This is a genomic window from Pseudoxanthomonas sp. (genome assembly GCF_035999195.1).
Lineage (GTDB): Bacteria > Pseudomonadota > Gammaproteobacteria > Xanthomonadales > Xanthomonadaceae > Pseudoxanthomonas_A.
Genome location: NZ_DASYGY010000009.1, coordinates 2183933 through 2209448, shown reverse-complemented (window position 1 = coordinate 2209448; position 25516 = coordinate 2183933). Strand labels below are relative to the sequence as shown.

Here is a 25516-nt window from a genome sequence, read left to right as displayed (position 1 = left end):
GCGTCCCCGCGCGGTCAGCGCAGCGGCGGTCGCTCGCCCGATTCCACCCAGCCGGTCAGCACGCGGAATGCATCCTTGACCTGATCCGCAGAGAATCGGCAATGCCCGCCCGGCGCGTCCGGCAGCGTCAGCGGCACCACGGTGGCGTCCCGCGCCTTCTGCGCATACACCGGCCGGAAGCGGGGGTTGATGGTCGGGTCATCGGCGTTGTACTGCAGCACCAGCGGCTTCTGTGGCCGGCCCGACAGGGCCGGCGCCGCAGCCACGTAGTCCATGGCCGCCACATCGCCGACATAACGCGGCACGCGACGGTTGAATGCGTCGTCGTCGCCGAATCCCGTGTAGCGCACCAGGCGATTGTCCACCGGCATGCCACCGCCGCGCGCGATCAGGTCGCGGATCACCAGGTAGTGCAGGCCGAGCGTGCCGGGCAGCGCCTCGACGGACACCTCCAGCCTGGTCGCGAGTCTCTGAGCGGCGGCCGGATCGCGCGGCAGGGCGGCATCGACGCGGTCCATCACCGTGTTCTGGTCGAGCACCGGCGCGGCGGGATCGGACAGGCGGAACCCCGCTTCACCCTCGTGCGGCGGGAACAGGGCATCGAACGCGACCAGCGAGGTGAACAGTTCCGTCGCCAGCACCTCGCCGGGCAGGTTGGCGCCGCAGAGCGACAGTGCGCCGTCGTAGTGCGCGGCCTGCTGTTCGAGGCTGGCGATGGCGATGCCGCCGCCCATCGACATGCCGACCATCCATGTCTTCGTCGGTTGGCCATGCCGCTGCACGAAGTGCGCGCGCAGGCGTTCGCTGTCGGCAATGGCGTCGCGCACTGCCCAGCCCTGCGTCGCGTAGCCGCTCTGCGCCACCGCATAACGTTCGGAAGTGAACATCGGGGTGGCGGGATCGGCGGGCCAGGGTGTTTCGCGCGCTACGCCGACCGGTTCGAAGCCGTGTGCCAGTACGACCAGCTCGCCGTTCCAGTCAGCCGGGATATCGATGCGGTAGGGCGCGCCGGCCAGCGTGCCGGTGTCCTCCACCGGCGGCGATATCGCGGTGGACGCGTCCTGCGCGAAGGCGGGCGACAGCAGAAGGGACAGGGCGAGCGACAGGCAGGGCAGGCGCATGCGATCTCCGGGGGCGCGAGGCGGTGGCGGTCGGACTAGCCTACCCTGCCGTGCGGGCGCACCAGCCATGGATCATCCCGGCCTGGTGGAAGCGCAGCGGCGACAGGAAGCCACCGGCTTGCGCCAGCGCAGCCACGTGGTCGGGCGGCAGGATGGCGACATCGCGCGCGTAGTTGGCGCGGATCTGTTCCAGCGCGGCGGCGTCGAGGCCGGCGCCGGACATGGTTTCCATCCACAGCTTCAACATGGCCGGGTAGTCGGCCGCCGCGGTGTCCCAGGCGAGATCGGCCCAGGCGAGCGTGCCGCCCGGACGCAGGCGCCGCGCGATCGAGGCGAAGAACGCCGTGCGCACGGCCGGATCGAGCAGGAACTGCGAGACCAGCAGGCAGGTGGCGCCATCGAACGCGGCGGCCTCCGGCAGCGTGTCGACCACGTCGGCATGGAAACCACAGCGGTCGGCGAAGCCTTCGCGCTCGGCGCGTGCGCGGCAGGTGGCGATCATCTGCGTGGAAGGATCCAGTGCGAGGAAGGTCCAGCGCGGGAAGCGCCGCGCCAGGTGCGCGATCTCCGCGCCGGTGCCCGCGCCGACGCACAGCAGGCGCGCGTCCTCGGGCAGGTCCGCGAACACGGTTTCCATCAGGAACAGCAGGCTCTCGCGGATCGGCGCCATGCGCACCCAGCGGGCATCGTAGCCGGCGGCCTGCTGGTCGAAGAGGGCATCGAGTTCGTGCTGCTGCATGGCGGTCTCCTCAGGGGTCTCATTCCACCCTACAGGAGCCGTCAAGCCCGGTCCGGCAGTGCGGCCGTCACCACATCAGGTCGTCGGGCACCTTGAACTGGGCGTAGTAGTCGTCGTCCTCGGAGGTGGATGCCGCAGCATCCGTTCCCTGGGCATGATCGAGCACGATCATGTCGGGATCGCGCTCGCGCACCTTGTCGGCGGCCACGCGCGGCAGCAGTTCGTAGCGGTCGTCGATGTGCGCGATCACCAGCAGGCCGGCGGCCAGTTTCTTCTTCAGGTCGTCGTTGACCAGCACGGTGCGGATGGCGCCGTTCGCGGTGAAGCGGTATTCCAGCTCGCCGCTGCGCGGCACCTTGCGGTCGGCGATGATCTGCCGCGCCTGGGCGCGCAGTTCCGCGGTGCGGGCGTGCGCCTTGCGTTCGGCTTCCAGCGCCCGGTCGCGTTCGGCCTTCTCGGCGCGCGCGCGTTCGGCCTCGCGCTGGATCTCGTTGGGCGCGGCGGGGCCCTTGCCGTGGCGGGCCTTGTTCTGCTCGCGTGCGACCTCGGCCAGCTTGGATTTCTTGACCAGGCCGGCCTTGAGCAGTTGTTCCTGGAGAGGATTTCCCTTCGCCATGTCGCGGTGTCTTGATCGGGTGTGATGGTCAATCATACCCGCCGTCCCCGGCCCTCCGCGTCCGCACGCCACTCCCATGGAACCCCTGAAGTATCTCGCCGGCTATCCCCAGGACCTGCAGGAACGCGTGCGTGCGCTGATCGCGCAGGACGGGCTGGCGCCGATGCTGGCGAAGAAGTACGCCGAACCCCATGCCGTGCGCAGCGACGGCCAGCTGTACGACTACGTGCAGGCGCTGAAGGAGCAGTACCTGCGCCGCTCGGTGCCGCTGGGCAAGGTGGTCTACGACAGCACGCTGCAGGTGATGAAGCATGCGCTGGGTACGCATACGGCCATCTCGCGGGTACACGGCGGCAAGCTCAAGGCCCGCCGCGAGATCCGCATCGCCACCGTGTTCCGCGACGCGCCGGCGGCGTTCCTGAAGATGATCGCCGTGCACGAACTGGCGCATATCAGGGAAGCCGAGCACAACAAGGCCTTCTACCAGCTGTGCACGCACATGGAACCGGACTACCACCAGCTGGAGTTCGATCTGCGGTTGTATCTGACGCTGATGGAGATGCGCGAAACGAAAGAGCCGTAGCGCCGGACAGGGCCGATGCCCGCAGCCGTGAGCCTGGATGCCGCCCGTGGCGGGCCGTCCCGGTCCTGGGCTCATCCGGGGAAGGTGGGCATCCCGGATCCGAGCGGGCGCACGTGCGCGGACCCCGCAGGCCGCACCGGCATCAGTCCGTCAGTTCGAGTATCGCCCCGCCATTGAGCGTCGCCGACCAGCGTCGCGCGCCGGTGGCGCGCAGGTCGTACAGGCCGTAGGGCGTGGCCAGCGCCGCGCGCGCCAGGCTGCCGTCGTCGGCGAGGGCGACGATGCGCAGGCGGCGGTCCGGCCAGGCCGACGCGCTGGCGAAGAACGCCTGCAACGGCGGGGGCGCGATGAGTTCGCCCACGCAGCGTCCGCGTTCCTGCCGGAAGGTCGCGTCGACCTCGAAGCGCTCGCCCTTCAGCAGGCCGACCAGGCGCGTCGCGGTGGGGCAGTCGGCGCGCGCCAGTCCGGGCGGCGGTGCCCGGAACGGCGCGGCGAGCATCTGCGCGGTCGATTCGATGGACGACACCCACATGGCGTTCGACAGCACCGCGACCGCCGTGTCCTGCCCGGGCCAGAGCAACAGCACGCTGCGCGCGCCCGGGGTGGTACCCGCGTGGTGCGCGATGCGGGCGCCGTCGGCATCGCGGCCGAGGCGCCAGCCGAAGCCCACCTCGTAGTCGCGATCCCGCACCGGTGTGCCATCGGCCAGCCGCGCAGGCTGCTGCATGGCCTGCCAGCGCTCGGCGGACACGATGCGGTGTTCCAGCACACGGCCGCCGAACATCGCCAGCGCCTCCGGTGTCGCGGCCAGTCCGCCGCCGGGCCAGGTGTAGCTCATGTCGGTGCGGGGCACGCGGCGTGCGCTGCCGTGCTCGATGTCGTAGAGCGACGACGCGTTCGCACCGTCGGTTTCCCCGTCCGCGCCGATCGCCAGCCCGGGCGTGACGTGGCGTTGCACGTAGTCGACGAACGACGTGCCCGTGCGCGCTTCGATCACCGCGCCGAGCAGCGTGTAACCCCACGAGGAGTAGCGATACGCGGTGCCGGGCGGCGACAGCAGCGCGCGGCCGGAGAAGATGCCGACCGCATCGCGCGAGGTCGGATACCGCACCTTGCCCAACACCTGCAGATCGTTGCCGGCGTAGTGCGGTGCGCCGGACGTATGCGCCGCCAGCTGGCGTACCGTCACCGGCGCCCATGCCGCGGGCAGCCAGGGCAACGTGTCGCCGACCGGTGCGTCGAGGTCGAGCCGGCCATCGTCGACCAGCCGGGCTGCCGCGGTGGTGGCGATGACCTTGGAGACGCTCGCCAGCCGGAACACCGTGTCGCGCTGCACCGGGGCGGCCGCTTCGATATCGCGCAGGCCGGCGCAGCCGGTCCAGGCCACGCGACCGTCGCGCCACACGGCGGCGCCCATGCCGGGCACGCCGTTGGTGGCGACCAGCGCTTCCAGCACGGACTGCGCGGTCGCGGCGGCCGCGTGGTCCGTGGCGCGCCCGCAGGTGTCGCGGGCGAACGCCGGAGTGGCCAGGCACGCGAGGGCGAGGGCAAGCGCGCGGGTGAGCAGGCGCGAACGGCGGACGGACGCGCGACAGGGAGAGGGCATCGACGGGCTCCGGAGGAAGATGCGTCCACCGTAGGAGACGCGAGGGTCCGCTGTCGTGGCGGCCGCGCCCGGACGTGCCTGCGCTGCGCCTGCCCGGTGATCCATGCGCAGGCCATCGCGCGCGCATGCCCCGCCGACCACCCCGTCAGCTGCGCGCGTGCAGCGCCTGCAGCAGTGCGTCGGTATAGGTGCGGCTGACGCGCACCGGCGTGCCGTCGTGCAACCTCAGCATGGCATCGCGGTTGCTCAGGGGCTGGATCTCGGCCACCTGGTCCACCCGCACGATCGAGGAACGGTGCACGCGCACGAATCGTGCCGGGTCCAGCTGCGTGGCGAGCTGGTGCAGCGACTCGCGCACCATGTACGTGCGTTCGCCGACATGCAGCACGGCGTAGTCGCCGTCCGCGCCGATCCACGCCACGCTGTCGGCGCGGATGAGGCGCGTGCGATGGCCGATGCGCACGGTGAACGTCTGCAGGTGCCGCGTCGGCGCGAGCCCGATGCCGGCCGGCGCTGCCGTCTCCAGTTCGCGCAGCCGCAGCAGCCGGCGTGCGCGCGCCAGCGCTTCGGCCAGGCGGGCGTCGTCGATGGGCTTGAGCAGGTAGTCGACCGCGTTCAGCGCGAACGCCGCCACCGCGAAGCCCTCGTGCGCCGTGAGCAGGATCGTCAGCGGCCGCTGGTGCGCGGGCAGCGCCGCCAGTACGTCCAGGCCGCTCATGCCCGGCATCTGCACGTCCAGGAACACCAGGTCCGGCGGTCGCGCCTGCAGGCCGGCCAGCGCCGTGGTGCCGTCCTCGTATTCGCCCACCACCTGCACGTCGTCGAACGCGGCCAGCCGCGACAGCACCCCGCGACGCGCCAGCGGCTCGTCGTCGACCACGCAGACGCGGATCACGTGCCGGCCTCCGGCGCGGGACGCAGCGGCAGCAGCAGCCGCGCGCGGTACCGCCCGGCCACGATGCCGGCTTCCACGCGCGCCAGACCGGGATACAGCTGCGCAAGACGGCCGCGCACATTGGCCAGTCCCACGCCCGTGCGAAGCAGGTCCGTGGTCGTCGGCATTTCCTCGGGCGGGGGCAGGTCGTTGTCGATGCGGATTTCCAGCTGGGCGCCCTCGCGCGCGATGTGGACGTCCACGCGGCCGGGCGTGCGGCGTGGCGCGATGCCGTGACGGATCGCGTTCTCCACCAGCGGCTGCAGCAACAGCGCCGGCACCTGCGCCCCCAGGACGCCGTCGCCGACCTGCCAGGACAGCTGCAGGCGCCGGCCGAGCCGCGCCTTCTCCACCTCCAGATAGGCCTCGGTCATGGCGATCTCCTCGGCCAGCGCCACTTCGTGGCTGGCGCGCGCCTCCAGCACCGCGCGCAGGAAATCGCCCAGTCTCGCCAGCACCTGCCGGGCTTCGCTGCCGCGTTCCTCGGCGACCAGGGTGGAGATCGCGTTGAGCGTGTTGAACAGGAAGTGCGGCTGCAGCTGGTAGCGCAGTGCGCGCAGTTCCGCGTCGCGGGCCAGCGCGCGCGCCGCCAGGTGTTCCGCCTGCTCGTGCCGGAGCGCCGCGTAGTAGGTCACCACCGCGTGGATCGCGCAGTACGCCACCAGCACCAGCCAGGCGCCTTCCAGCCCACGGAAGATCAGGGTCGGGTCGACGACACCGGGCTGGAGCAGCCGCGTCACGTCGCCGGACAGGAACGCCTGCAGCGCCATGCTCAGCAGGCGCGTCGCCAGCGCCATCGCATACGTGGCCAGCAGCAGCGCCACCGCCATCTTCCAGCCCGCCACGCCGCGACGCCACATGCCGCGCTGCATCGCGGTCAGCGGCAGCAGCCACAGCACGAACGCCGCCAGGTACAGCGTGCGCGACAGCGTCGCATTGCCATGGCCGAGGATCGGCAATGCCATCAGCAGCAGGCACGCCCCCAGCGGCAGTCCGGCAAGGACCGGCAGCCAGAAGGGAGGCAGCGCATGGCGCGGGACGGAAGATGTCATGGGCGATCGGCAGGCCTGGGGACGGAACGGGGAACGGCCGCGAGGGTCCGGCCGTGTACCGCGCCACGGCATTCCCATTCCATCATGGTATGCGGACGTCCGCCGGCGACCCTGCGCCCGCCCGGTACTCCGGTGCGCCGCACCGGTGCGGGCCGTCGCCCCGGCGCGCATGTCGACGAGTGTGGCGCGTTGACGGCTCCTGCACGCGTGGCGGCCGATGCTGGCGCCCCCTGCAGACCCTGGCACGACGACCATGAAATCCCGGCATCTCCGCATGGGCATCGGCTTTCTTCCGCTGTTCGAGGCCAACGGCGTGCAGGCGGCGCAGATGGTCATCCGGCCCGGGGACCGCGAAGGCGGGCCGGACAATCGCCACCGCGGCGCGGACCAGTGGCTGTTCGTCGCCGCGGGTCACGGTGTGGCCATCGTCGAAGGCGAGCGGCGTGCGCTGCGGCCCGGCAGCCTGCTGCTGATCGAGCGGGGCGAGCGGCACGAGATACGCGCGACCGGCCGCACGCCGCTGAAGACGGTGAACTTCTATTCACCGCCCGCGTACACGCCGGAAGGCGACGAGCGCCCGGCGGGCCGGCCCTGACACGGACGAGGTGACGACGATGGAAAGCGTGGCGCGCAGCCTGTTCGACCTCGGCATGCCCTGGTGGGAATTCGTCCTGCGGGCCGTCGCGGTGTACGTGGTGGTCCTGCTGATGGTGCGCCTGAGCGGCAAGCGCACGGTGGGCCAGTTCACTCCGTTCGACCTGCTGGTGGTGGTGCTGCTCGGGACGGCCGTGCAGAACTCGCTGATCGGCGAGGACACGTCGTTGCTGGGCGGACTGATCCTGGCCGCGACGCTGCTGGGGCTGAACTGGAGCGTCGGCAAGCTGTCCTCGCGTTCGCGCCGCTTCGACGAGATGGTGGAGGGAAAACCGGTGATCCTGGTGCGCCACGGCCACCTGTTCCGCGACGAACTGGCGCGCCAGTCACTGAGTGAGCACGACTTCGCCATCGCCCGGCGCTCGGCCGGTTACGCCACGCTCGGTGACATCGCGCTGGCGGTGCTGGAGTCCTCCGGCGAGATCACCTTCATCCGCCGCAAGGAGCGCGCCGGCGGCGACGACGCCTGACGGGCGCTCAATGCACCAGGCGAGCCGCCACGCTTTCCAGGTCGTAGGCGAAACCGCCGTCGTCGCGGCGCACGATGTCCGCGCCCGCCGCGGCCTGCAGGAAGGCGGTGGTGATCTGGTAGCCGCCGGCATGGGCGGGGGCCACGTGGCCGGCGATGCGCGTGTCGTGCTCGGCCCGTCCCAGCAGATCGCCGAAGGCCACCACGCGCAGGACCAGCGACGCCTCTTCCTGCGGCGTCAGCCCGTGGCCACCGACCTGCCGGCTGATCGCGTCCATGCCGATGCAGGGCAGGTCGGCGCCGTCATAGTCGTCCACCGGCATGGCGCCCGCCATCACCGCCTGGAACACCTCGATGCCGAAGGTGAGCAGCTCGGAATCCACCGGCACCACGTCGCTGACGGGGTGGGTGGCGGGCGCACCGGGATGGGACATGCGGGCGATCTCAGTGCTTGCGGCCGAGCATCTGCTCGCGCGCCTGCTCGGCGCGCGAAGCGCCGATGGCCGTCTCGACCTGCTTGACCTCTTCCGGTGGCGGCAGCACGGCCGGCATGCCGAGCGACTTGATCCACAGCTCACGGCACCAGCCCATCGTGTGGTACAGGTGGTGGTCCTCGTCGCTCTCGACGGCCTTGTAGGCGGGCTCGAGCACCTTGGCCAGTTCGCCGCCCTGCTCGACGACCTTGCCGATCAGTTCCCAGTTCTGGTGGTCCTTGGTTTCGGCCAGCACGACGCACTCGGCGGCCACCCGTTCGGCGGCGTCCGGTGTGTCGTGCTTCATGGCCATCTGGATGGCCTTCACCAGCGAGGCGCCCTGGTGCGCGACGACGGCGCGACCCGGCGAGGCCTCCTCGGTGTCCATGCCGAGCTGTTCGAAGACGCGCGTGAGTATCTCCTCGTGCGTGCGCGTCTCGTTCAGGTATTCGCCCCATTCCTTCTTCAGGTCCTTGTTGACGGCCGCTTCGATCGCCGCGGTGTAGATCCGGATGCCGCCGCGCTCGGTCTCGAGCGCCTGCAGCAGCAGTTCGTGAACTTGCGCCTTGTTGACGTGGCCGGAACGTGCCATGGCGGGACTCCTGTGGTGGAAGAGCCTTGTTTTTAGGCCTGCAGGAGGAAACACGAGGTGACGAACCTGCATGCACCACGTTCACAACGCGGAACGGAGACGGCGAGGCAACGCACCGCGCTGCCCGTCCTCGACACGGTCAACCTGTTCGATGTCGATGGGCTTGCGTCATTGGGCCGCGCCGCCAATCGCATGACGCCGACATCGCAGCGCCGGCGATCCGCGTGAACGGTGTGCGCTCCGGCGCTACCATGCCGGCATGGGTACCGCCGCCGACATCCGCTTCACGGCCACGCTGCATCGTCCCGCCGAACCGGCCGGCGCCGCGTGGACTTTCCTCGTGCTGCCCCAGGCGGCCAGCGCCAGGCTGCCGGCGCGCGGCATGACGACGGTGGCGGGGACGTTCGCGGGCCAGCCGTTCCAGGCCACGCTGCAGCCCGACGGCGAAGGCAGCCACTGGCTGAAGGTCGAGAAGACGCTGCGCGAAGCCGCCGGCGTCGCGGCCGGCGAGCAGGTCGCCCTGGTCATCGCACCGGTGAAGGAAGAACCCGAACCGGTGGTGCCGCCCGATATCCGCAAGGCGCTCGCCGCCGCACCGGAAGCCAAGGCGGTGTGGACCCGCCTCACGCCGGTGGCGCGCCGCGACTGGATCCACTGGATGACGTCGGGCAAGAAGGCCGAGACGCGCGTGAAGCGCATCGCCACGGCCTGCGACATGCTCGCCGCCGGCAAGCGCCGCGCCTGCTGCTTCGACCGCTCGGGCATCTACAGCAAGGGCAACATGGGCGCGCCGGTCGCGGCGGACTGACGCCACGCCTCTCATCGCCCCAGCGCACCGGACCGCATCACGGCGGCGGTGCGTCGCAGCCGTCACTCGATCAACTGCTGCAGCGCCCACGTGTCGAGGAAAGCGGTGACGCGGACGATGCGGCCTTCGTCGAACACCATGTGCCAGGCATAGCTGTTGCGGTAGGTGCCGCCCTCGACGGTGGTCGCGGTGCCGTCCCACAGGACGACCACCGCGTCGTCCTGCGCCATCACGTGCTTCACGTCGGGCGTGATCGGCGTGGCCAGGCGGGCCGTGATCGGCGCGACCGCGCGGTCCATGAAGACCTGCTTCGACCGGTAGGTGCCGGACACCGGGCTGTGCCCGGCGACGGTCCAGACGGCCTGCGGATCGAGCAGGTCGAAGACGGTGCCGGTGCCGGCACGCCACGCGTCGAACGCGGCTCGGGTCCGGGCGGCGTTCTGCTGTTCCATGGTGGACGCCGCATCGGTGGCCAGGGCCGGTGCGCTGAGCAGCGCGGCCGCGATCAGGCCATGGCGGAGCAGGGGACGGAGGGTCATGGGGAATCTCCTTGGCGTGGACGGATCAGTCGGCGTCGCGGGTGGCGCGCGGGTGTTTCGGCACGGAAGCGCGGCGCAGCACCATGCCGCCGTGGTACAGCACGCCGTCGATGAACTCGCCGTCGGCGGTGAAGCCGGTGTCGTCGACGTAGTCGATGTGGTGGCCGGTGATCGTGTAGCGGCCCCGGTAGGCGCTCTCGCGCTGGCCGCGGGCTTCGTCGTAGCGGCCATTGGGGAGCAGTTCGTGGCGGACGCGGCCGTCGGCGGTGACCCACATGCCGACATAAGGGTGGGGTGGCTCGGCGGGGGTGGCGGCGTCCGTGGCGCCAAGGCCGGAGGCGGCGAGCAGGGTCGGGGCCAGGGTGGCGCCCAGGGCGCGGCGGCGCAGGGTGTCGGGGGAACGGGAGGTCATGGCGGTCATCTCCGGACGGGGTGTGCGAACACCGTAATGCCCGGCCGCTGTCGAGAGAATCCGCCTGCTGCTAACCAGATTGGTTAGCATGACTGGACTATGGAACCCGATCTCACTCTCCTGCGCGTCCTGGATGCGGTGGCCCAGGCCGGCAATTTCCGCGCGGCGGCCGACCGGCTGGGCGTCACCCGCTCGGCGGTGAGCCAGGCGATCCGCCGGCTCGAAGACAGCGTCGGCATCGCGCTGGTGCAGCGGTCCACCCGCAGCGTGCGGCTGACCGAGGCCGGCGAGCGCCTGCATCGCCGGATCGCCACGCCGCTCGCGATGATCGGCCAGGCGCTGGACGACGTGCAGGGCGACGGTCCGCCCCGGGGACTGCTGCGCGTGGCGGTCACCTCGATCGCCGAGCGTTTCCTGGCCGGTCCCTTGGTGGCGCGCTTCGCCGAGGCGTATCCGGGCATCACGCTGGATGTGACCGTCACCGACGAGGAATTCGACATCGTCGCGGCCGGCTTCGATGCCGGCGTGCGCCTGGGCGAAGTGATCGAGCAGGACATGATCGCCATTCCGGTCGGCGGCCCGCAGCGCGAGATCGCCGTGGCCTCACCGGCCTATTTGCGTCGGCACGGCACGCCGACGCATCCGCGCGAGCTGGCGTCGCACCGCTGCATCGGCTGGCGCCGCGCGCCGCAGGTGGCGCCGCACCGCTGGGAATTCAGCGAGGCCGGCCGCGCGTTCGCCGTGGAAGTCGCCCCGCAGGTCACCACCAATGACCTGCAGGTGATGCTGCGCACCGCCCTGGCCGACGGCGGCATCACCTTCGCGCCGGAAGAGTGCTTCCTGCCCTGGCTCGCGAGCGGCGCGCTGGTGCCGGTGCTGCTGGACTACGTGCAGGCGTTTCCCGGCTTCTTCCTCTACTACCCCAGCCGCCACAACCCGCCGCCGAAACTGCGCGCACTTGTGGCGCATGTGCGCGCCTTCAACGACGCATCGTAGTCGTGGCGCGATGGCGGTCCGCCGCATGCGCCGCGCCATGCCGCAGATCCGGCGATGCGATGGCAGGTGCCGTGCGCGCGAGGCAAGGCGTCAGCGTTGAGCGTACGCGTACCGCTCCACCAGGCCGACCGCCATCGCAAGACCCTCTTTGTCCTGCATGGCCCGGCCCAGCGCAGCGGCCGCCCGCTTCGCAGCGGCGCCGTCGGCATGGGCGACGGCATCGCGCAGGAAGGACGCTGTGATCGAGGCGCCCTTCAATGCATGCCGCATCACGCCCGCCTCGCGCAGGCGCGCGTTCCAGAAGAACTGGTCGCCGGCGAACGGCACGATGACCGAGGGGATGCCGGCGCGGCAGGCGGAGTGCGTGGTGCCGGAGCCGCCGTGGTGGATCGCCATCGCGCAGCGCGGCAACAGCCAGTCGTGCGGCACGTGGCCGACCGGATGGAAACTCGACGGCAGACGCGACGCCTCGATGCCGCTCCAGCCGGCATGGAACAGCGCACGACGCTCGCCGAGCGCCCCGACCACGGCGTCCACCAGCCGCACGTTGTCGAAGCCGGCCATGCTGCCGAAGCCGACATAGACCGGCGGCTCGCCCGCATCGAGAAAGGCGAGCAGATCGTCCGGCGGCGCGAACGCCGTCGCCAGCGGCGGTATCCACTGTCCGCAGACATGCGCATTCTCCGGCCAGTCGGCAGGACGCGGCACCAGTGCGGGCGAAACGCCGTACAGCATCGGGTGGTCGGTCCACAGTGAGCGTCGCGGCGGCAATCCCTTGTCCGCGCGTGCGCGGTTGGTGGCCTTGCGGAACAGCTGCCAGCTCAGCCGGCCGAACAGCACATGGCTGGCGTGGTTGAAGAGGCGCGGCGGCGTAAAGGGCAGGAACGGCGAGGCGAACGCGGAGGTCGGCGAGATGGGGATCAGCATCGCGCCGATCGCCGGCACGCCCAGCGCGTCGGCCGCCGACAGGCCGACGAAGACGGCAAGGCCGGAGACGATGATGGCGTCGCAGCCGCGGCCGGCGTCGACCGCCTGGCGCAACCAGTCGCCGCTGTGCGCGATGGTGAGGCGGGCCAGGTTGCGCGTGATGTCGCGCATCGCGCCGTCGGCGACGATCGTCGCGCGGATGTCACCGGCCAGCGCCTGCGACGGCACGCCGAGCGCCTGCGCGATGCCGAGCGTGCTGGCATCGCCGAGCAGCTCGACCTCGTGTCCGGCCTGCATCAGCGCATGGCCCAGCGCGGCCAGCGGGCGCGTGTCGCCCTCGGTGCCGTAGGTGATGATCAGCAGCTTCATCCGCGCAGGATAAGCGCGGCGCGATTCACGCTGCGTCGATGCCGCATGCCGCCGTCAGGGAAGGAACAGTTGCGCGCCGTCGCTATGGAGCAGGACAAGACGCTTGCCGTCGAGCGGCACGCGGACCTCGGTCGTGCGCCCGTCGTCGAGCAGAGTTCCCTTCGCCATCGTCCCGCAATCGCCACGGATCGGGCAGCGGTCGATGGCGATGTGCAGCTCATCGCCCGTCGCGCGGTAGGACACGCCGGCCGCGTAGTACAGGCTTTCCGGTGGCGATACGAAGCGGATCCGCGCTTCGCCGGCAGTGCCCGCCTGCACGACGACAGGCTGCACCGCGTCCCGCGAGTAGCCCGGTGTCAGCTCGGGGCCTGCGCAGGCCAGGAGGGGAGCGAACAGCAGGAAACCCAGCAGGTGGAAGGGAACGGGACGGCGCTCCGTGCCCTGCCTGCCGACGGAGGTGTCCGTCATCGCCTGTCCTCCCGGATGATCGTGGTGTCGATGCATGCAGCCGACTCTAGTGCGTACACCCATGTACGACAAACCATCGCGCCTTCATCCGCACAGGCGCATGCAGGCAAAAAAAAAGGCCCGCGCAAGCGGGCCTTCTTCGTGTCGCCGATGCGGCGCGTGCCTACTTCAGCCCGCGATGCTCCAGCAGCGGCTCGACGCTGGGATCCTTGCCGCGGAACTCGCGGTAGGCGGTGGCCAGGTCGCGCGAGTGGCCGATCGACAGCACCTTGTCGCGGAAGATCTGGCCGTTCTGCCGGGTCAGGCCGCCGTTCTCGCGGAACCACTGGAAAGCGTCGTGGTCCAGCACTTCCGCACCGAAGTAGGCGTAGTAGCCGGCCGCGTAGCCGCCGCCCCAGATGTGGCTGAAGTAGCTGGTGCGGTAGCGCGGCGGCACCGCGGCCAGGTCCACCTTGTACGTCGCCAGCGCCTGCTTCTCGAAGGCGTCTACGTCCTGCTTGCCGGCACCGGCCGGCTGCAGGTGCCAGGCGAGGTCGAGCAGGGCGGCGGACAGGTACTCGGTGGTGGCGTAGCCCTGGTTGAAGGTGCGCGCCTTGACGATCTTGTCGACCAGCGCCTGCGGCATCGCCTCGCCGGTCTGGTGGTGCCTGGCGTAGTGGGCGAACACCTTCGGATCCAGCGCCCAGTGCTCGTTGAACTGCGAGGGGAACTCGACGAAGTCGCGCGGCACGTTGGTGCCGGCCACGCTGGGGTACTGCGTCTTCGAGAAGAAGCCGTGCAGCGCATGGCCGAACTCGTGGAACAGCGTGGTCACGTCGTCGAAGCTCAGCAGCGCGGGCTGACCGGCGGCGGGCTTGGTGAAGTTCTCCACGTTGTAGACCACCGGGATGTCGCCGGTCAGGCCGTTCTGCTCGACGAAGTTGCCCATCCACGCGCCGCCCTGCTTGCTCTCGCGCTTGAACGGATCCAGGTAGAACAGCGCCAGCTGCTTGCCGTCGGCATCCATGATGTCGAACACGCGCACGTCCGGGTGGTAGACCGGGATGTCCTTGCGCTCCTTGGCGGTGATGCCGTACAGCTCGTGCGCGGCGAAGAACACGCCGTCCTTCAGCACGCGGTCCAGCTCGAAGTAGGGCTTGATCTGCGACTCGTCCAGGTCGAACTCGGCCTTGCGCACCTGCTCGGCGTAGAAGTCCCAGTCGGCCGCGCCGGCGGTGAATCCGCCCTGCTGCGCGTCGACCACGCCCTGGATCTTCGCCAGCTCGGCGCGCGCACGTGCGGTGGCGGCCGGCACGGTGTCGGTGAGCAGCTTCAGCGCGACCTCGGGCGTGCCGGCCATCTGGTCCGCGATGCTGTAGGCGGCGTAGGTGGGGAAGCCAAGCAGCTGCGCCTTGCGCGCACGCAGTTCCGCCAGGCGCTGGATGGTCGCGCGGGTGTCGTTGCCGTCGCCCTTCTCGGCACGGCCGAGCGAGGCGGCCATCACCTGCTCGCGCAGCACGCGATCCTTCAGCGAGGCCAGCACCGGCTGCTGGGTCGTGTTCTGCAGGCTCAGCAACCACTGGCCCTCCTTGCCGGCGGCCCTGGCGGCGTCGGCCGCGGCGGCGATGCCGCCTTCGTCCATGCCGTCCAGCGTCGCCTTGTCGGCGACGAACACGCCACCGGCGTTGCCGGCCGCCAGCAGCTTGGTGCCGAAGGCGGTGGTCAGCGAGGATTCTTCGCTGTTGAGCTTGCGCAGCTCGGCCTTGTCGGCATCCGACAGTTGCGCGCCGGCGCGCACGAAGCCGTCGTAGGTGTGTTCGACCACGGTCTTCTGCTCGGGCGTCAGGCCGAGCGTGTCGCGCTGGTCGTAGACGGACTTCACGCGGGCAAACAGCTTGGGATCCAGGTGGATGCTGTCGCTGTGCTCGGCCAGCTTGGGCGCCAGCGCTTCTTCGGCCGCCTGCAGGGCGGGATTGGTGTGGGCGCCGGCCATCGCGAAGAACACGCTGCTCGCGCGTGTCAGCAGCGCGCCGCTGCGCTCCAGCGCCTCGAAGGTGTTGGCGAAGGTGGCGGGCTCGGCGTTGTCGGCGATCCTGCGTACCTCGGCGAGGTGCTGGCGCATGCCTTCCTCGATGGCGGGCTGGTAGTCGGCGTCCTTGATCCTGTCGAACGGCGGCGCCTGGAACGGCAGCGTGCTGGCGGTGAGCAGGGGGTTCGCGCTTTCGGCGGGCGTGGCGGTGGTGGCGGGCATGGCGGATTCGGCAGCGGGGCGGTCGCCGCAGGCGGACAGGGCGACGGCGATGGCGGAGGACAGCAACAGCGTACGCAGCATGGAGGAACTCCGGAACAGGCGATGGCGAGACGACGGGAATGCCCGTCAGGCAGAGGCATGCGTAGCGTGCGCCCGCGCACCCGGTTTGGCGAGTCTCACTTGACGCCTGGCCGTGCCGCCGCGTCGGGCGAAAGCGCGCAGACTGCATCCAGTGCGACGGTGGTGCCGTAAGGGCCCGGCCAGACAGATGCGTTATCCTCCACGCCCCCCGCAGGAATCGATGCGATGAGCCAGTCTCCCGACAATCCCGGCAAGGTCACCCAGGCGCAGGCCGAGGATGCGGTGCGTGTGCTGCTCGAATGGGCGGGTGAGGATCCCACCCGCGAAGGCCTGCTGGATACGCCCAAGCGGGTGGCCAAGGCCTATCGCGACTGGTTCAGCGGCTACCAGATGGATCCGCGCGAGTACCTGGCGCGCACCTTCGAGGAAGTGGCCGGCTACGACGAGATGATCGTGCTGCGCGACATCGAGTTCGAGAGCCATTGCGAACACCACATGGCGCCGATCATCGGCCGCGCCCACGTGGGCTACCTGCCGGACGGCAAGGTCGTCGGCATCAGCAAGCTGGCCCGCGTGGTGGACGTGTACGCGCGCCGCTTCCAGGTGCAGGAGAAGATGACCGCGCAGATCGCGCAGTGCATCCAGGACGTGCTGCAGCCGCGTGGCGTGGCGGTGGTCGTCGACGGCGCGCACGAATGCATGACCACGCGCGGCGTGCACAAGCGCGGCGTCAGCATGATCACCAGCAAGATGCTGGGCACCTTCCGCGAGGACGCGCGCACGCGCGCGGAGTTCCTGCGGTTCATCGAGACCGGTCACGGCAGGCGTTGAGGGCGGGAATGCCTGATGACCGGTGTGGGAGCGACGTAAGTCGCGATGGACTGCCGCGGCGTTCCCTTCGCGACTTACGTCGCTCCCACAGGAAGCACTCCCCGTGAGCCCCTGCCCCTGCGGCACCGCACGCGACTACGCTGCCTGCTGCGGCCGTTACCACGCCGGTGAGCCGGCGCCGGATGCCGAGGCGCTGATGCGCTCGCGCTACTGCGCCTTCGTGCGCGGCGATGCGGACTACCTGCGCACCAGCTGGCATCCCGACACCCGTCCGGCCGAACTCGGCCTAGACACGCCGGGAGCGCCTGCAACCACCTGGCTCGGGCTGACGGTGAAGGCGCACCGCGTCACCGGGCCGGACACGGCCGAGGTGGAGTTCGTGGCGCGCTACCGCATCGGCGGCGGCCGCGCGGTACGCCTGCACGAACGCAGCCGCTTCGTGCGCCAGGAAGGGCGCTGGTACTACCTGGATGGCGAGCACGCCTGAGCGTGCACGAGGGCATTCACGGCAGCGCGGGAGGTGCGCCGCCCTGGCCGAAGGTGTCGATCTCCCGGCGCAGGCGCCGCGTGGCCACGTGGTCGCGGCCGAAGGCCGATTCCATGTGTCTCAGCGCATCGGCGAGGAAGACGCGGGCCTGTGCGCGATCGCCGCGTCCCGCCGCGATCCCGGCGCGCAGCAGCCACAGGTTGCGCAGGAAGTAGCGGTTGTTGGTGACGTTCTGGTGTCGCCGCAGTGCCGGTTCCAGGGCGGCCAGCTGCGCGTCGGCGCCGGCGGCATCGCCTTCGCGCAGCCGCAGCCGGGCCTGGAGGATGGCGTCGTTGAAACGGAAGCTGTAGCCCGGCGGATAGGCCTGCATCATGCGCGCGTTCTCTTCGAGCAGCGTGCGGATGCGGTCGCGGTCGCCGGGGGCGTCGCGTGCCATCAGCGCCTGCACCAGCGACGAGCGGTGCGCCGGTTGCAGCGGCAGTTCGTTGACGATGGGCCGGGCCAGGGCCGATTCCAGGAGGGCTATCCCTTCCTCGCGCAGCCGTGCGCGCTGGTCCGGCGGCGCGGTCGCGCTGGCGAACACCAGGCGCCCGGCGAGCAGCGTGCGGATGCGCTGCACGTTCTCGTGGTCGTCGGGGTAGGCGGCGCGCATGATCGCGTGCGCCCGGCGCAGCAGCGCCAGGACGTCGGACTGCGGCGCCTGTCCGTAGGTGATCAGCAGGGAGCGTATGCGCAGCACGTCCGCGTATTCCGGATGGCCTTCGCCGAAGTGCCGGCGCACGATCATCTCGGCGCGGGCGGTGGACGCGGCGCAGGCTTCCAGTTCGGTGCGCACGCACTCGACGTTGGCGACGATGCGCCAGGCGCGGCCGACCAGCGGGTGATCCTCGCCCAGGCGCCGGCTGGCCTCGTGCAGCAGGTCCGCCGCGATCTGCGCGGCGTCCGTGGCGCGCTCCTGCAGCAGCATCACCGTGATCAGCGACTGGCGCGCATCGTTGGCGACCAGGGGCGCGCGTGGGGACGCCAGCGCGATGGCCTGGCGCAGGTCGGCTTCGGCGTCGCGGAAACGGATCAGGCGGGTCCGCCAGTGGCCGCGCAGGCGGTACAGCTCGGCCTGGGCGACCGCGTCGCCCGACGCCGTGGCCAGCGCTAGGGCGGCGTCGAGCGTGCGCTGCGCCTGACTGCGTTCGATCTGGTCCCATTGGCTGCGCGCCAGCGTGGTCATCAGTTGCAGGCGCAAGCCGGTCTGTTCCTCCTCGTGGGGTCCGAGCGAGTCGAGGGCGGCCTGCGCGAGGCGGCGCGCTTCGGCCGGTTCGCCCTGCAGGGTGAGCAGGGCCGCGAGCGTGGCCTGCTGCTGGACGCGCGCCAGCCGGTCGTTGCCCTGCAGGGCGGCGGCCTCGCGGGCGAGCGCGGTGGCGCGCCGGTAGTCGCCCAGCACGGTGTAGTTGCGCGCCAGGATCGCCAGCCCGCGCGCCAGCACGGCCGGATGGCCGTCGCCGGCGACTTCGCGCACGCGTCGTTCGGTGTCCTGCAGCAGGTCGCGCGACGACAGCGTGGTATCGCCCAGCCCCGACAGCGTGGCCACGCCCAGGGTCTGCTCGAATACCTGCGACAGCGCCATCGTCGCGGCGGTTTCGCGCGTGTTGCGCTCGGCCTGCCAGGCGGCCAGCGCGCCACCGAGCAGCAGGCTGAGGCCGGCCAGGCCGGCCAGTCCCACGACCAGGCGATGGCGGGCGATGAAGCGTCCGCTGCGATACAGGGCGCCGCCCCGGCGGGCCTGCACCGGGCGGTGGCGTTGCCACGCGAGCAGGTCCTCACGCAGCGCGTTGGCGGAGGGATAGCGCTCGGCGGGATCGAAGGCGATGCAGCGCAGGGCGATGGCATCCAGGTCGCCGGCCAGCCGGCGCGCCAGCGTGCGCGCATCCCTGGCGCCCCGTACGTGCGCCTCGGCTTCGGGCAGGTCCACGGCCAGCTGCGACATCGGGGCGGGCGGAGGCGCCGTGGCGGGGTCCATCAGCCACCACCGTGATGCGGTGGTGGGCAGGCGCTCGGACAGCAGGCGGTACATCACCATGCCGAGCGACCAGATATCCGAGGCCAGGGTGGGCCGATCACCGCGCGTGGCCTCCGGCGGCGCGTAACCTTCGGAAACCGCCATGCGCGGCGCCGGCGCGCCGGCCGCCAACGAGGCGGTCAGGCCGAAGTCCAGCAGCTGCACCTGTCCGTCGGCGGTCACCAGCAGGTTGGTCGGCTTGATGTCCTGGTGCAACACCAGGCGCGCATGCGCATAGGCCAGCGCCTCGCAGGTCTGTATCAACAGGTCGACGCGCTGTTCGATGCCGGCACGGCGCGTGCGACACCACGCATCGATGGGCTGGCCATCGACGTAGCGCATCGCGAACCAGGGGCGCCCCGCGCCGTCGACGCCGCCATCCATCAGCGTGGCGATGCCGGGATGGTCGAGCGCCGCCAGCGTTTCGCGCTCGCGCAGGAAGCTCTCCACCAGCCGCGGCGAGGACAGTTCGTGGCGCATGCATTTCAGCGCGACGCGCTGCCGGTACTGGCCGTCGTCGCGCCAGGCCTCGTACACGGTGCCCATGCCGCCGCTGTCGACGATGGCCTCGATCCGCCACGGCCCGAGCCGCGAACCCAGGTGCGGATCGGCGATGGTCGCCCCGGTGTCGGCGAAGAGGACATCCTGCAGGCCATCCATCGCGTGCGCTTCGTCGCCGACGCTGTCGTCGGTGGCCAGCAGCCGTTGCAGCGCGTCGTGCGCCGCCGGTTCATCGCGCGCCAGCGTGGCCAACCGCTCCGCGCGCTGCGCGGGCGCCAGCGCCACCACTTCATCGAACAGCGCGAGCGCGCGGGCGAACGCGATGTTCACGCGAGCGCCCCGGCCGCGTGGGCCGCCGTCGCCGCACCGGGCGGCACGCAAGGCGTGGCGATGGCAGGAGCGACGCGGGCGGCGGCTGCAGCGATGAACCTTCCCTCGGGCAATGCGTGACGCGGCATTGTTGTCCGCGGCAGCCACCGCATCAATCCCTGCGCGCCCGCCTTACTGTGAGGCGAAACGCCGCGCGGTGGCTCGCCCTGGTTACCGTGAGGCGAAACGCCGTGCGGCGGTCAGCGTGCGGTGTGCAGGTAGTCGAGCGTGACCTGCAGCAACGCACGCAGGCCGATGTCGAGCGAGCCTTCGTCCAGCATGAATTCCGGCGAATGGTTGCTGGGCGCGGTGACGGGATCGACACCCTTGGCGGTGCTGCCGACGAAGAAGAACATCGAGGGCACTTCGCGCGCATAGAACGAGAAGTCTTCCGCGCCCATCTGCAGCGGCGGGGTGATGACGTTGTCGGCGCCCACCACCGCCTGCAGGCTGGGCAGCATGCGCGCGGTGAGTTCGGGGTTGTTGACGGTGACCGGATTGCCGTCGTTGTCGGGCACGCTGGCTTCGACCTTGGCGCCGTGCGCGGCACTGACGTGGGTGGCGACGTTCTTCAGGTCGGCGAAGATCTTCTGCCGCATGCCTTCGTCGAAGGTACGGATGGTGCCGACCACTTCCACGTCGTCGGGGATGATGTTGTAGCGGATGCCGCCCTTGATGGCGCCGAAGCTGACCACCGCCGGCAGTTTCGAGATGTCGGTGCGGCGGCTGACGATGGTCTGGGTGGTGCCGATCACGTCGGCCATCGCCACGATCGGGTCGATGCCGCCCCACGGGCGCGACCCGTGCGTCTGCCGGCCGACGACCTTCAGCGTGAAGCTGTCCGACGCCGCCATCAGCGGGCCCTGCCGCACGCCGATCTGGCCGACCGGGATGGACGAGAACACGTGCAGGCCGAACACCGCTTCCGGCTTGAAGTCCTTGAACACGCCTTCGGCCAGCATCAGCGACGCACCGCCTTCCTCGCCGGCCGGCGCGCCCTCCTCGGCGGGCTGGAACACCAGCAGCACCTCGCCGGGCAACCGGTCCTGCATCGCCACCAGCGCCTTCGCCACGCCCAGCAGGATGCCGGTATGCGCGTCGTGGCCGCAGGCATGCATCACGCCGACGGTCTCGCCGCGGTAGGTCGACGTCGCCTTCGAGGCGAACGGCAGGTCGTTGCGCTCGGTCACCGGCAGCGCATCCATGTCCGCGCGCAGGGCGATGCGCGGACCGGGCCTGCCGCCCTTGATCACCGCGGTGACGCCGTGGTGCGCGATGCCGGTGCGCGGCTGCAGGCCCAGCTTCCGCAGTTCCTCGGCCACGCGCCTGGCGGTCTGTTCCTCGCGGTTGGACAGTTCCGGGTACTGGTGGAAGTACCGGCGCCACTCGATCACCTGCTGCTGCACGGCCTTGCCGGCGGCGGCGACCTCGGGGCGCTGCGAGGCCGCGGCGTCCTGCGCGGCGGCAGGCAATGCGGCGGACAGCGCGGCGGCAAGCAGGGAAACGAGCAACGGACGTGCATGGCGCATCGTGTCGGACTCCGGACGGGATGCCGCGATGCTAACCGCAATGGCCTGGCGGCGTGGGAAAGGGCGCCGACGCTTGCGGTCGACGACGAACGACGGCGCCGAACTGCGCGCGTGGATACCGTTCGTGGTGAGCTTGTCGAACCGCGCGGTTTGCCATGAAACGGCGCGCCAGAACGGCCGCTTTCCGCACCAGGCGGAGTTCGACGGGCTCACCACGGACGGAGTTCCGGGGTCCGCCTCAACTAGAATGACGTGGTGTCGTGTCCGTCGACGTTCCGGCGGACGCGCATCGTCGTCACACCGGAACCCCCATGCCCGACCTCGCCCTGCAGGTGCTCCCGCTGCTGTTCCTCGCCGCGATGCTGGCGGGCTTCATCGATGCCATCGCCGGCGGCGGCGGCATGGTGACCATTCCGGCGATGCTGCTGGCCGGCATTCCGCCGCTGCAGGTGCTGGGCACCAACAAGCTGCAGTCGCTGTTCGGTTCCGGGTCCGCGAGCTGGGCGTATGCGCGGCACGGGCACGTCGATCCCAAGGGGCAGTTGCCGATGGTGCTGACGGCGGCGCTCGGCGCCGTCGGCGGTGCGCTGCTGGCGACGGTGATTCCGGTGGAATGGCTGAAGTGGGCGCTGCCGTTCCTGCTGGTCGGCATCGCCGTCTATTTCGGCCTGAAGCCGGACATCGGCCACGTCGACCGCCACCAGCGCATGCGGCCGCAGGTGTTCGCGCTGACCTTCGTGCCGGCGATCGGCTTCTACGACGGCGTGTTCGGTCCCGGCACCGGGTCGTTCCTGATGCTGGGCTTCGTGGCGCTGGCCGGCTTCGGCATCCTCAAGGCCACCGCACACACCAAGTTCCTCAACTTCGGCTCCAACCTCGGCGCGTTCGCGGTGTTCCTCGCCCACGGTGCGGTGCTGTGGAAGATCGGCCTGCTGATGGGTGCAGGCCAGTTCCTCGGCGCGCAACTCGGCTCGCGCTTCGCGATGAAGCAGGGCGCCCGCATCATCAAGCCGCTGCTGGTGACGGTCTCGATCGCGCTGGCGATCCGCCTGCTGGCCGACCCGCAGCATCCGCTGCGGGCGTGGGTGGTGTCGTTCTGACCCGGCTGGTACCAGGCCCCGGCCGGCACTTGTGGGAGCGACGTAAGTCGCGATGCTCTTCCTCGGGCCATACCAAAAGCTCGCGACTTACGTCGCTCCCACAACCATTCGCGATCAAGGCGAGCGCAGGTAATCCAGCGCCACCTGCAGCATCGCCCGGCTGCCGGTCTGCAGCGCCTGTTCGTCGAGCAGGAACTGCGGCGAGTGGTTGATCGGCGCGGTGGCCGGATCGATGCCCTTCGATGTGGAGCCGACGAAGAAGTAGAAACCGGGCACCGTGTGGGCGAACTGCGAGAAATCCTCCGCCACCGTCACCAGCGGCATCTCCACCACGTTCGCCGCGCCGACGGCCTTCTCCAGCGACGGCCGCACGCGCTGGGTGAGCGCAGGCTGGTTGATGGTGGCCGGTGCGTTGTTGGCGACCTTCAGTTCGGCGCTGCCGCCGCTGGCGTGCGCGTAGTCGTCGGCGATGCGGCGGAACCGCGCGATCACGTCCTCGCGCACGGTGGGGTCGAAGGTGCGCAGCGTACCGACCAGCGTCGCTTCGTCTGGAATGATGTTGAAGCGCACGCCGGCCTGGAACTGACCGGCCGTCAGTACCACCGGGCTGGTGGCGATGTTGATCTGCCGCGCGATCATGCTCTGCGTCCCCAGCAGGATCTGCGCGCCCAGGGTGATCGGGTCCACGCCGTCCCACGGCCGTGAGCCGTGCGTCTGCCTGCCCTTCACCACCAGCGACCACTCGTCCGCCGCCGCCATCAGCGGGCCGCTGCGGTAACCCACGCTGCCGACCGGCAGGCCGGCCCACACGTGCAGGCCGAACACGGCATCGGGCGTGAAGTCCTCGAACACGCCGTCCTGCAGCATCAGCGCGGCACCGAACACCTCGCCCGCAACCGGCGGGCCTTCCTCGGCAGGCTGGAAGACGAACATCACTTCACCCGGCAACTCGTCCTTGGCGGCGACCAGTGCCTGCGCCACGCCCATCAGGATGGCGACATGCGCATCGTGGCCGCAGGCATGCATCACGCCGACAGGCTGGCCGCGGTAGTCGGCCTTCACCTTGGACGCGAACGGCAGGCCGGTCTGCTCGGTGACCGGCAGCGCATCCATGTCGGCGCGCAGCGCGATGCGCGGACCGGGTTTCGCGCCCTTCAGTACCGCGACCACGCCGGTCTTGCCGACACCGGTACGCACCGTCAGGCCGAGCGAACGCAGGTGGTCGGCGACGAGTTTCGCCGTCCGCGTTTCCTGCTCGCCGAGTTCGGGGTGCTGATGGATGTCGCGGCGCCACTGCACGAGCTTCGGCTGCACCTGCTCCAGCGCGGCAACGGCGGTCGACTCCGCGGCATGTCCTGGCAGCGGCAGCAGCGTGGAGAGCACGAGCAGGCAGGCCGCCTGCAGGGAACGGCGGTGGCAGTGGGACATGGCAGGGGACGCAGGGTGGTCGGAGCCCGATGCTAGCCCGGTCGACGCGCGCGTCCAATGGCGAATCGCCATGAGCGCATGCGGGCGCGCGGCTCGCATTCGCCGTGCGCGCGTGGCAGGCTCGCAGGCCGCCGACCACCCCGCATGCCCATGACCCGCGACGCCGAACCTGTTCCCTCCCGCCCGTTGCAGGGCGACGCCGCGTTGCTGCGTGCGGTCGGCAGCCTGGCGCTGGCGGCGGCCGTCATCAACATCATCGTCGGCGGCGGCATCTTCAAGATGCCCGCCGCGCTGTCGGCCCAGGTCGGCGCGGCCGCGCCGCTCGCGCTGCTGGCCGGTGCGCTGGTGATGGTGCCGGTGGCGCTGTGCTTCGCCGCCATCGGCAGCCGCGCGTCGGCGACCGGCGGCCCCTACACCTACGTCAGCGCGGTGTTCGGCACGCTGCCCGGCTTCCTGGCCGGCGCCCTGATGTGGATCTGCAACGTGGCCTCCAGCGCGGGCGTGGCGGCGGCGCTGTCGCTGCAGGTCGCCAGCCTGTGGCCGGTCTTCGCCGCGCCACTGCCGCGCGCGCTGCTGCTGCTGGGCGTGTACGCCGCGATCTACGCGCTCAATGCCTTCGGCGTGAAGCTGGGCGCACGCGCGGTGATGACGCTGGCCACGCTGAAGCTGCTGCCGCTGTTCCTGCTGGTGATCGTCGGGCTGGCCTTCGTCGACACCACGCAGGTCAGCTTCGCGTTCGCCGACGTGCCGTCGTGGACCGCACTGGGCGCGGCGATGGTAATGGTCGTGTTCGCCTATTCCGGCGTGGAGACGGCGCTGATCCCCGGTGGCGAAGTGCGCGATCCCTCGCGCAGCGTGCCGCGCGCGGCGATGAGCGCCATCCTGCTGGTGGTGCTGCTGTACCTGGGTCTGCAGATCGTCTGCCAGGGCGTGCTGGGTCCGGCGCTGGCCAGCAGCAGCGTGCCGATCGCCGAAGCGGCGGGCCGCCTGTGGGACCCGGCACGCATCGCCCTGCTGGTGACCGCGTGCATCTCGATGGCGGGCTTCCTGCTCGGCAACCTGCTGGGCTCGTCGCGGCTGCTGTTCGCGCTGGGCCGGGATGGCTACCTGCCGCAGGCCTTCGGCCGGGTCAGCGCGACCCATCGCGTGCCGCTGCTGGCGCTGGCCGCGCATGCCGGCATCGCCTGCGTGCTGGCGGTGCTGGGCAACTTCGAGGCGCTGGTGCTGATCTCCGGGGGCGCGGTCTGCCTGGTGTACGTGATGGTGTGCATCGCGGCCTGGCGCGCGCAGCGCAACGACCTGCGCGAGCGTGGCCAACCGTTCGTGCTGCGCGGTGGTCCGCTGGTGCCGGGCCTGGCGGTCGCCGGCATGGTTGCCATCCTCACCACGCTGAGCACGCGCGAATGGACGGCGATCGGGGTGGCGGTGGTGGTGCTGGCGGTGGTGTATGCGGTGCTGGTGGGATTGCGGCGGCGCGGCGGGGGCTGACGCTTGGACGGATGGGAACCGGTTGTGGGAGCGACGTAAGTCGCGAGCTTTTCCGCTGAGC

26 protein-coding genes are annotated in these 25516 nt (G+C 70.7%); 10 read left to right on the top strand and 16 right to left on the bottom strand.

The annotated features are described in order from the left end of the window. Positions 1 to 14: 14 nt before the first annotated feature. From VGN58_RS17320 to VGN58_RS17310, 3 genes are all read right to left on the bottom strand, one after another. The gene (locus tag VGN58_RS17320) at positions 15 to 1121 is read right to left on the bottom strand and encodes a hypothetical protein (RefSeq protein ID WP_327484413.1); all 1107 of its coding nucleotides are present in this window, start codon (positions 1119 to 1121) and stop codon (positions 15 to 17) included. A gap of 40 nt (positions 1122 to 1161) precedes the next feature. After that, a complete protein-coding gene (locus VGN58_RS17315) occupies positions 1162 to 1860 on the bottom strand; it encodes a class I SAM-dependent methyltransferase (protein ID WP_327484412.1) in 699 nt (232 codons plus the stop codon). Between the two features lie 67 nt (positions 1861 to 1927). Next, on the bottom strand, positions 1928 to 2476 hold the full coding sequence (locus tag VGN58_RS17310; RefSeq protein WP_327484411.1) for a DUF2058 domain-containing protein: 549 nt from the start codon (positions 2474 to 2476) through the stop codon (positions 1928 to 1930). A gap of 76 nt (positions 2477 to 2552) precedes the next feature. On the opposite strand from VGN58_RS17310, the gene VGN58_RS17305 reads away from it, so the two are divergent. Next, the gene (locus tag VGN58_RS17305) at positions 2553 to 3059 is read left to right on the top strand and encodes a YgjP-like metallopeptidase domain-containing protein (protein ID WP_327484410.1); all 507 of its coding nucleotides are present in this window, start codon (positions 2553 to 2555) and stop codon (positions 3057 to 3059) included. Between the two features lie 142 nt (positions 3060 to 3201). Here VGN58_RS17305 and VGN58_RS17300 read toward each other — a convergent pair whose 3' ends face one another. The 3 genes from VGN58_RS17300 to VGN58_RS17290 form a co-directional block, all read right to left on the bottom strand. Continuing rightward, positions 3202 to 4665, bottom strand: a complete 1464-nt coding sequence (locus VGN58_RS17300) for a serine hydrolase domain-containing protein (RefSeq protein ID WP_327484409.1) — start codon at positions 4663 to 4665, stop codon at positions 3202 to 3204. Between the two features lie 145 nt (positions 4666 to 4810). Continuing rightward, positions 4811 to 5560, bottom strand: a complete 750-nt coding sequence (locus VGN58_RS17295) for a LytTR family DNA-binding domain-containing protein (protein WP_327484408.1) — start codon at positions 5558 to 5560, stop codon at positions 4811 to 4813. Beyond that, on the bottom strand, positions 5557 to 6651 hold the full coding sequence (locus tag VGN58_RS17290) for a sensor histidine kinase (protein ID WP_327484407.1): 1095 nt from the start codon (positions 6649 to 6651) through the stop codon (positions 5557 to 5559). Before VGN58_RS17290 ends, VGN58_RS17295 begins: the two co-directional genes overlap by 4 nt. A 253-nt stretch (positions 6652 to 6904) precedes the next feature. On the opposite strand from VGN58_RS17290, the gene VGN58_RS17285 reads away from it, so the two are divergent. Beyond that, positions 6905 to 7246 carry a cupin domain-containing protein gene (locus VGN58_RS17285; RefSeq protein WP_327484406.1) on the top strand — a complete coding sequence of 114 codons (342 nt, stop codon included), beginning with the start codon at positions 6905 to 6907 and terminating at the stop codon, positions 7244 to 7246. Positions 7247 to 7265: 19 nt separating this feature from the next. Then, positions 7266 to 7775: a DUF421 domain-containing protein gene (locus VGN58_RS17280; RefSeq protein ID WP_327484405.1), complete on the top strand. Its 510-nt coding sequence runs from the start codon at positions 7266 to 7268 to the stop codon at positions 7773 to 7775. Positions 7776 to 7782: 7 nt separating this feature from the next. Here the strand turns inward: VGN58_RS17280 and VGN58_RS17275 are convergent, their stop codons facing one another. Continuing rightward, positions 7783 to 8208: a hypothetical protein gene (locus VGN58_RS17275; protein ID WP_327484404.1), complete on the bottom strand. Its 426-nt coding sequence runs from the start codon at positions 8206 to 8208 to the stop codon at positions 7783 to 7785. Positions 8209 to 8218: 10 nt separating this feature from the next. Further along, on the bottom strand, positions 8219 to 8839 hold the full coding sequence (locus VGN58_RS17270; RefSeq protein ID WP_327484403.1) for a hypothetical protein: 621 nt from the start codon (positions 8837 to 8839) through the stop codon (positions 8219 to 8221). Between the two features lie 57 nt (positions 8840 to 8896). Here VGN58_RS17270 and VGN58_RS17265 point away from each other — a divergent pair, with 57 nt between their 5' ends. Both VGN58_RS17265 and VGN58_RS17260 read left to right on the top strand, forming a co-directional pair. Further along, positions 8897 to 9067, top strand: a complete 171-nt coding sequence (locus tag VGN58_RS17265; RefSeq protein ID WP_327484402.1) for a hypothetical protein — start codon at positions 8897 to 8899, stop codon at positions 9065 to 9067. Positions 9068 to 9098: 31 nt separating this feature from the next. Then, on the top strand, positions 9099 to 9647 hold the full coding sequence (locus VGN58_RS17260) for a YdeI/OmpD-associated family protein (RefSeq protein WP_327484401.1): 549 nt from the start codon (positions 9099 to 9101) through the stop codon (positions 9645 to 9647). Between the two features lie 62 nt (positions 9648 to 9709). Here VGN58_RS17260 and VGN58_RS17255 read toward each other — a convergent pair whose 3' ends face one another. Both VGN58_RS17255 and VGN58_RS17250 read right to left on the bottom strand, forming a co-directional pair. Continuing rightward, entirely contained in the window at positions 9710 to 10186 is a 477-nt protein-coding gene (locus VGN58_RS17255) for a nuclear transport factor 2 family protein (protein ID WP_327484400.1), read from the bottom strand. Positions 10187 to 10211: 25 nt separating this feature from the next. Further along, positions 10212 to 10598 (bottom strand): Atu4866 domain-containing protein, encoded by a 387-nt coding sequence (locus VGN58_RS17250; RefSeq protein WP_327484399.1) that lies wholly within the window; start codon positions 10596 to 10598, stop codon positions 10212 to 10214. 99 nt (positions 10599 to 10697) lie between these two features. On the opposite strand from VGN58_RS17250, the gene VGN58_RS17245 reads away from it, so the two are divergent. Next, positions 10698 to 11594: a LysR family transcriptional regulator gene (locus VGN58_RS17245; RefSeq protein ID WP_327484398.1), complete on the top strand. Its 897-nt coding sequence runs from the start codon at positions 10698 to 10700 to the stop codon at positions 11592 to 11594. Between the two features lie 90 nt (positions 11595 to 11684). On the opposite strand, the gene VGN58_RS17240 is transcribed toward VGN58_RS17245, so the two are convergent. The 3 genes from VGN58_RS17240 to dcp all read right to left on the bottom strand — a co-directional run bounded on the left by VGN58_RS17240 (position 11685) and on the right by dcp (position 15669). After that, positions 11685 to 12890 (bottom strand): glycosyltransferase, encoded by a 1206-nt coding sequence (locus VGN58_RS17240; protein ID WP_327484397.1) that lies wholly within the window; start codon positions 12888 to 12890, stop codon positions 11685 to 11687. Positions 12891 to 12944: 54 nt separating this feature from the next. Beyond that, entirely contained in the window at positions 12945 to 13358 is a 414-nt protein-coding gene (locus tag VGN58_RS17235) for a hypothetical protein (RefSeq protein WP_327484396.1), read from the bottom strand. 163 nt (positions 13359 to 13521) lie between these two features. Next, positions 13522 to 15669: a peptidyl-dipeptidase Dcp gene (gene dcp / locus VGN58_RS17230; protein ID WP_327484395.1), complete on the bottom strand. Its 2148-nt coding sequence runs from the start codon at positions 15667 to 15669 to the stop codon at positions 13522 to 13524. 225 nt (positions 15670 to 15894) lie between these two features. On the opposite strand from dcp, the gene folE reads away from it, so the two are divergent. Both folE and VGN58_RS17220 read left to right on the top strand, forming a co-directional pair. Beyond that, positions 15895 to 16500 carry a GTP cyclohydrolase I FolE gene (gene folE, locus VGN58_RS17225; RefSeq protein WP_327484394.1) on the top strand — a complete coding sequence of 202 codons (606 nt, stop codon included), beginning with the start codon at positions 15895 to 15897 and terminating at the stop codon, positions 16498 to 16500. A 103-nt stretch (positions 16501 to 16603) separates the two neighbouring features. Then, positions 16604 to 16987, top strand: a complete 384-nt coding sequence (locus tag VGN58_RS17220) for a YchJ family protein (protein WP_327484393.1) — start codon at positions 16604 to 16606, stop codon at positions 16985 to 16987. A gap of 16 nt (positions 16988 to 17003) precedes the next feature. Here the strand turns inward: VGN58_RS17220 and VGN58_RS17215 are convergent, their stop codons facing one another. Both VGN58_RS17215 and VGN58_RS17210 read right to left on the bottom strand, forming a co-directional pair. Next, a complete protein-coding gene (locus tag VGN58_RS17215) occupies positions 17004 to 19871 on the bottom strand; it encodes a serine/threonine-protein kinase (RefSeq protein WP_327484392.1) in 2868 nt (955 codons plus the stop codon). A gap of 239 nt (positions 19872 to 20110) precedes the next feature. After that, on the bottom strand, positions 20111 to 21439 hold the full coding sequence (locus tag VGN58_RS17210; RefSeq protein WP_327484391.1) for a M20 family metallopeptidase: 1329 nt from the start codon (positions 21437 to 21439) through the stop codon (positions 20111 to 20113). Positions 21440 to 21750: 311 nt separating this feature from the next. Here VGN58_RS17210 and VGN58_RS17205 point away from each other — a divergent pair, with 311 nt between their 5' ends. Further along, complete coding sequence (locus tag VGN58_RS17205) at positions 21751 to 22539, top strand: TSUP family transporter (protein WP_327484390.1); 789 nt, start codon at positions 21751 to 21753, stop codon at positions 22537 to 22539. 114 nt (positions 22540 to 22653) lie between these two features. Here the strand turns inward: VGN58_RS17205 and VGN58_RS17200 are convergent, their stop codons facing one another. After that, positions 22654 to 23943, bottom strand: a complete 1290-nt coding sequence (locus VGN58_RS17200; RefSeq protein ID WP_327484690.1) for a M20 family metallopeptidase — start codon at positions 23941 to 23943, stop codon at positions 22654 to 22656. Positions 23944 to 24111: 168 nt separating this feature from the next. Between VGN58_RS17200 and VGN58_RS17195 the strand changes: the two genes are divergently transcribed. After that, positions 24112 to 25455: an APC family permease gene (locus VGN58_RS17195; RefSeq protein ID WP_327484389.1), complete on the top strand. Its 1344-nt coding sequence runs from the start codon at positions 24112 to 24114 to the stop codon at positions 25453 to 25455. Positions 25456 to 25516: the final 61 nt, after the last annotated feature.

Bases quoted from the DNA above. Each gene is read 5' to 3' on its own strand.
- folE (WP_327484394.1), top strand. From the start codon at position 15,895: ATGAGCCAGTCTCCCGACAATCCCGGCAAGGTCACCCAGGCGCAGGCC.
- VGN58_RS17305 (WP_327484410.1), top strand. From the start codon at position 2,553: ATGGAACCCCTGAAGTATCTCGCCGGCTATCCCCAGGACCTGCAGGAA.
- VGN58_RS17320 (WP_327484413.1), bottom strand. From the start codon at position 1,121: ATGCGCCTGCCCTGCCTGTCGCTCGCCCTGTCCCTTCTGCTGTCGCCC.
- VGN58_RS17195 (WP_327484389.1), top strand. From the start codon at position 24,112: ATGCCCATGACCCGCGACGCCGAACCTGTTCCCTCCCGCCCGTTGCAG.
- VGN58_RS17250 (WP_327484399.1), bottom strand. From the start codon at position 10,598: ATGACCTCCCGTTCCCCCGACACCCTGCGCCGCCGCGCCCTGGGCGCC.
- VGN58_RS17235 (WP_327484396.1), bottom strand. From the start codon at position 13,358: ATGACGGACACCTCCGTCGGCAGGCAGGGCACGGAGCGCCGTCCCGTT.
- VGN58_RS17255 (WP_327484400.1), bottom strand. From the start codon at position 10,186: ATGACCCTCCGTCCCCTGCTCCGCCATGGCCTGATCGCGGCCGCGCTG.
- VGN58_RS17245 (WP_327484398.1), top strand. From the start codon at position 10,698: ATGGAACCCGATCTCACTCTCCTGCGCGTCCTGGATGCGGTGGCCCAG.
- VGN58_RS17300 (WP_327484409.1), bottom strand. From the start codon at position 4,665: ATGCCCTCTCCCTGTCGCGCGTCCGTCCGCCGTTCGCGCCTGCTCACC.
- VGN58_RS17210 (WP_327484391.1), bottom strand. From the start codon at position 21,439: ATGCGCCATGCACGTCCGTTGCTCGTTTCCCTGCTTGCCGCCGCGCTG.
- VGN58_RS17315 (WP_327484412.1), bottom strand. From the start codon at position 1,860: ATGCAGCAGCACGAACTCGATGCCCTCTTCGACCAGCAGGCCGCCGGC.
- VGN58_RS17240 (WP_327484397.1), bottom strand. From the start codon at position 12,890: ATGAAGCTGCTGATCATCACCTACGGCACCGAGGGCGACACGCGCCCG.
- VGN58_RS17290 (WP_327484407.1), bottom strand. From the start codon at position 6,651: ATGACATCTTCCGTCCCGCGCCATGCGCTGCCTCCCTTCTGGCTGCCG.
- VGN58_RS17205 (WP_327484390.1), top strand. From the start codon at position 21,751: ATGCCCGACCTCGCCCTGCAGGTGCTCCCGCTGCTGTTCCTCGCCGCG.
- VGN58_RS17285 (WP_327484406.1), top strand. From the start codon at position 6,905: ATGAAATCCCGGCATCTCCGCATGGGCATCGGCTTTCTTCCGCTGTTC.
- VGN58_RS17270 (WP_327484403.1), bottom strand. From the start codon at position 8,839: ATGGCACGTTCCGGCCACGTCAACAAGGCGCAAGTTCACGAACTGCTG.
- VGN58_RS17275 (WP_327484404.1), bottom strand. From the start codon at position 8,208: ATGTCCCATCCCGGTGCGCCCGCCACCCACCCCGTCAGCGACGTGGTG.
- VGN58_RS17260 (WP_327484401.1), top strand. From the start codon at position 9,099: ATGGGTACCGCCGCCGACATCCGCTTCACGGCCACGCTGCATCGTCCC.
- dcp (WP_327484395.1), bottom strand. From the start codon at position 15,669: ATGCTGCGTACGCTGTTGCTGTCCTCCGCCATCGCCGTCGCCCTGTCC.
- VGN58_RS17310 (WP_327484411.1), bottom strand. From the start codon at position 2,476: ATGGCGAAGGGAAATCCTCTCCAGGAACAACTGCTCAAGGCCGGCCTG.
- VGN58_RS17280 (WP_327484405.1), top strand. From the start codon at position 7,266: ATGGAAAGCGTGGCGCGCAGCCTGTTCGACCTCGGCATGCCCTGGTGG.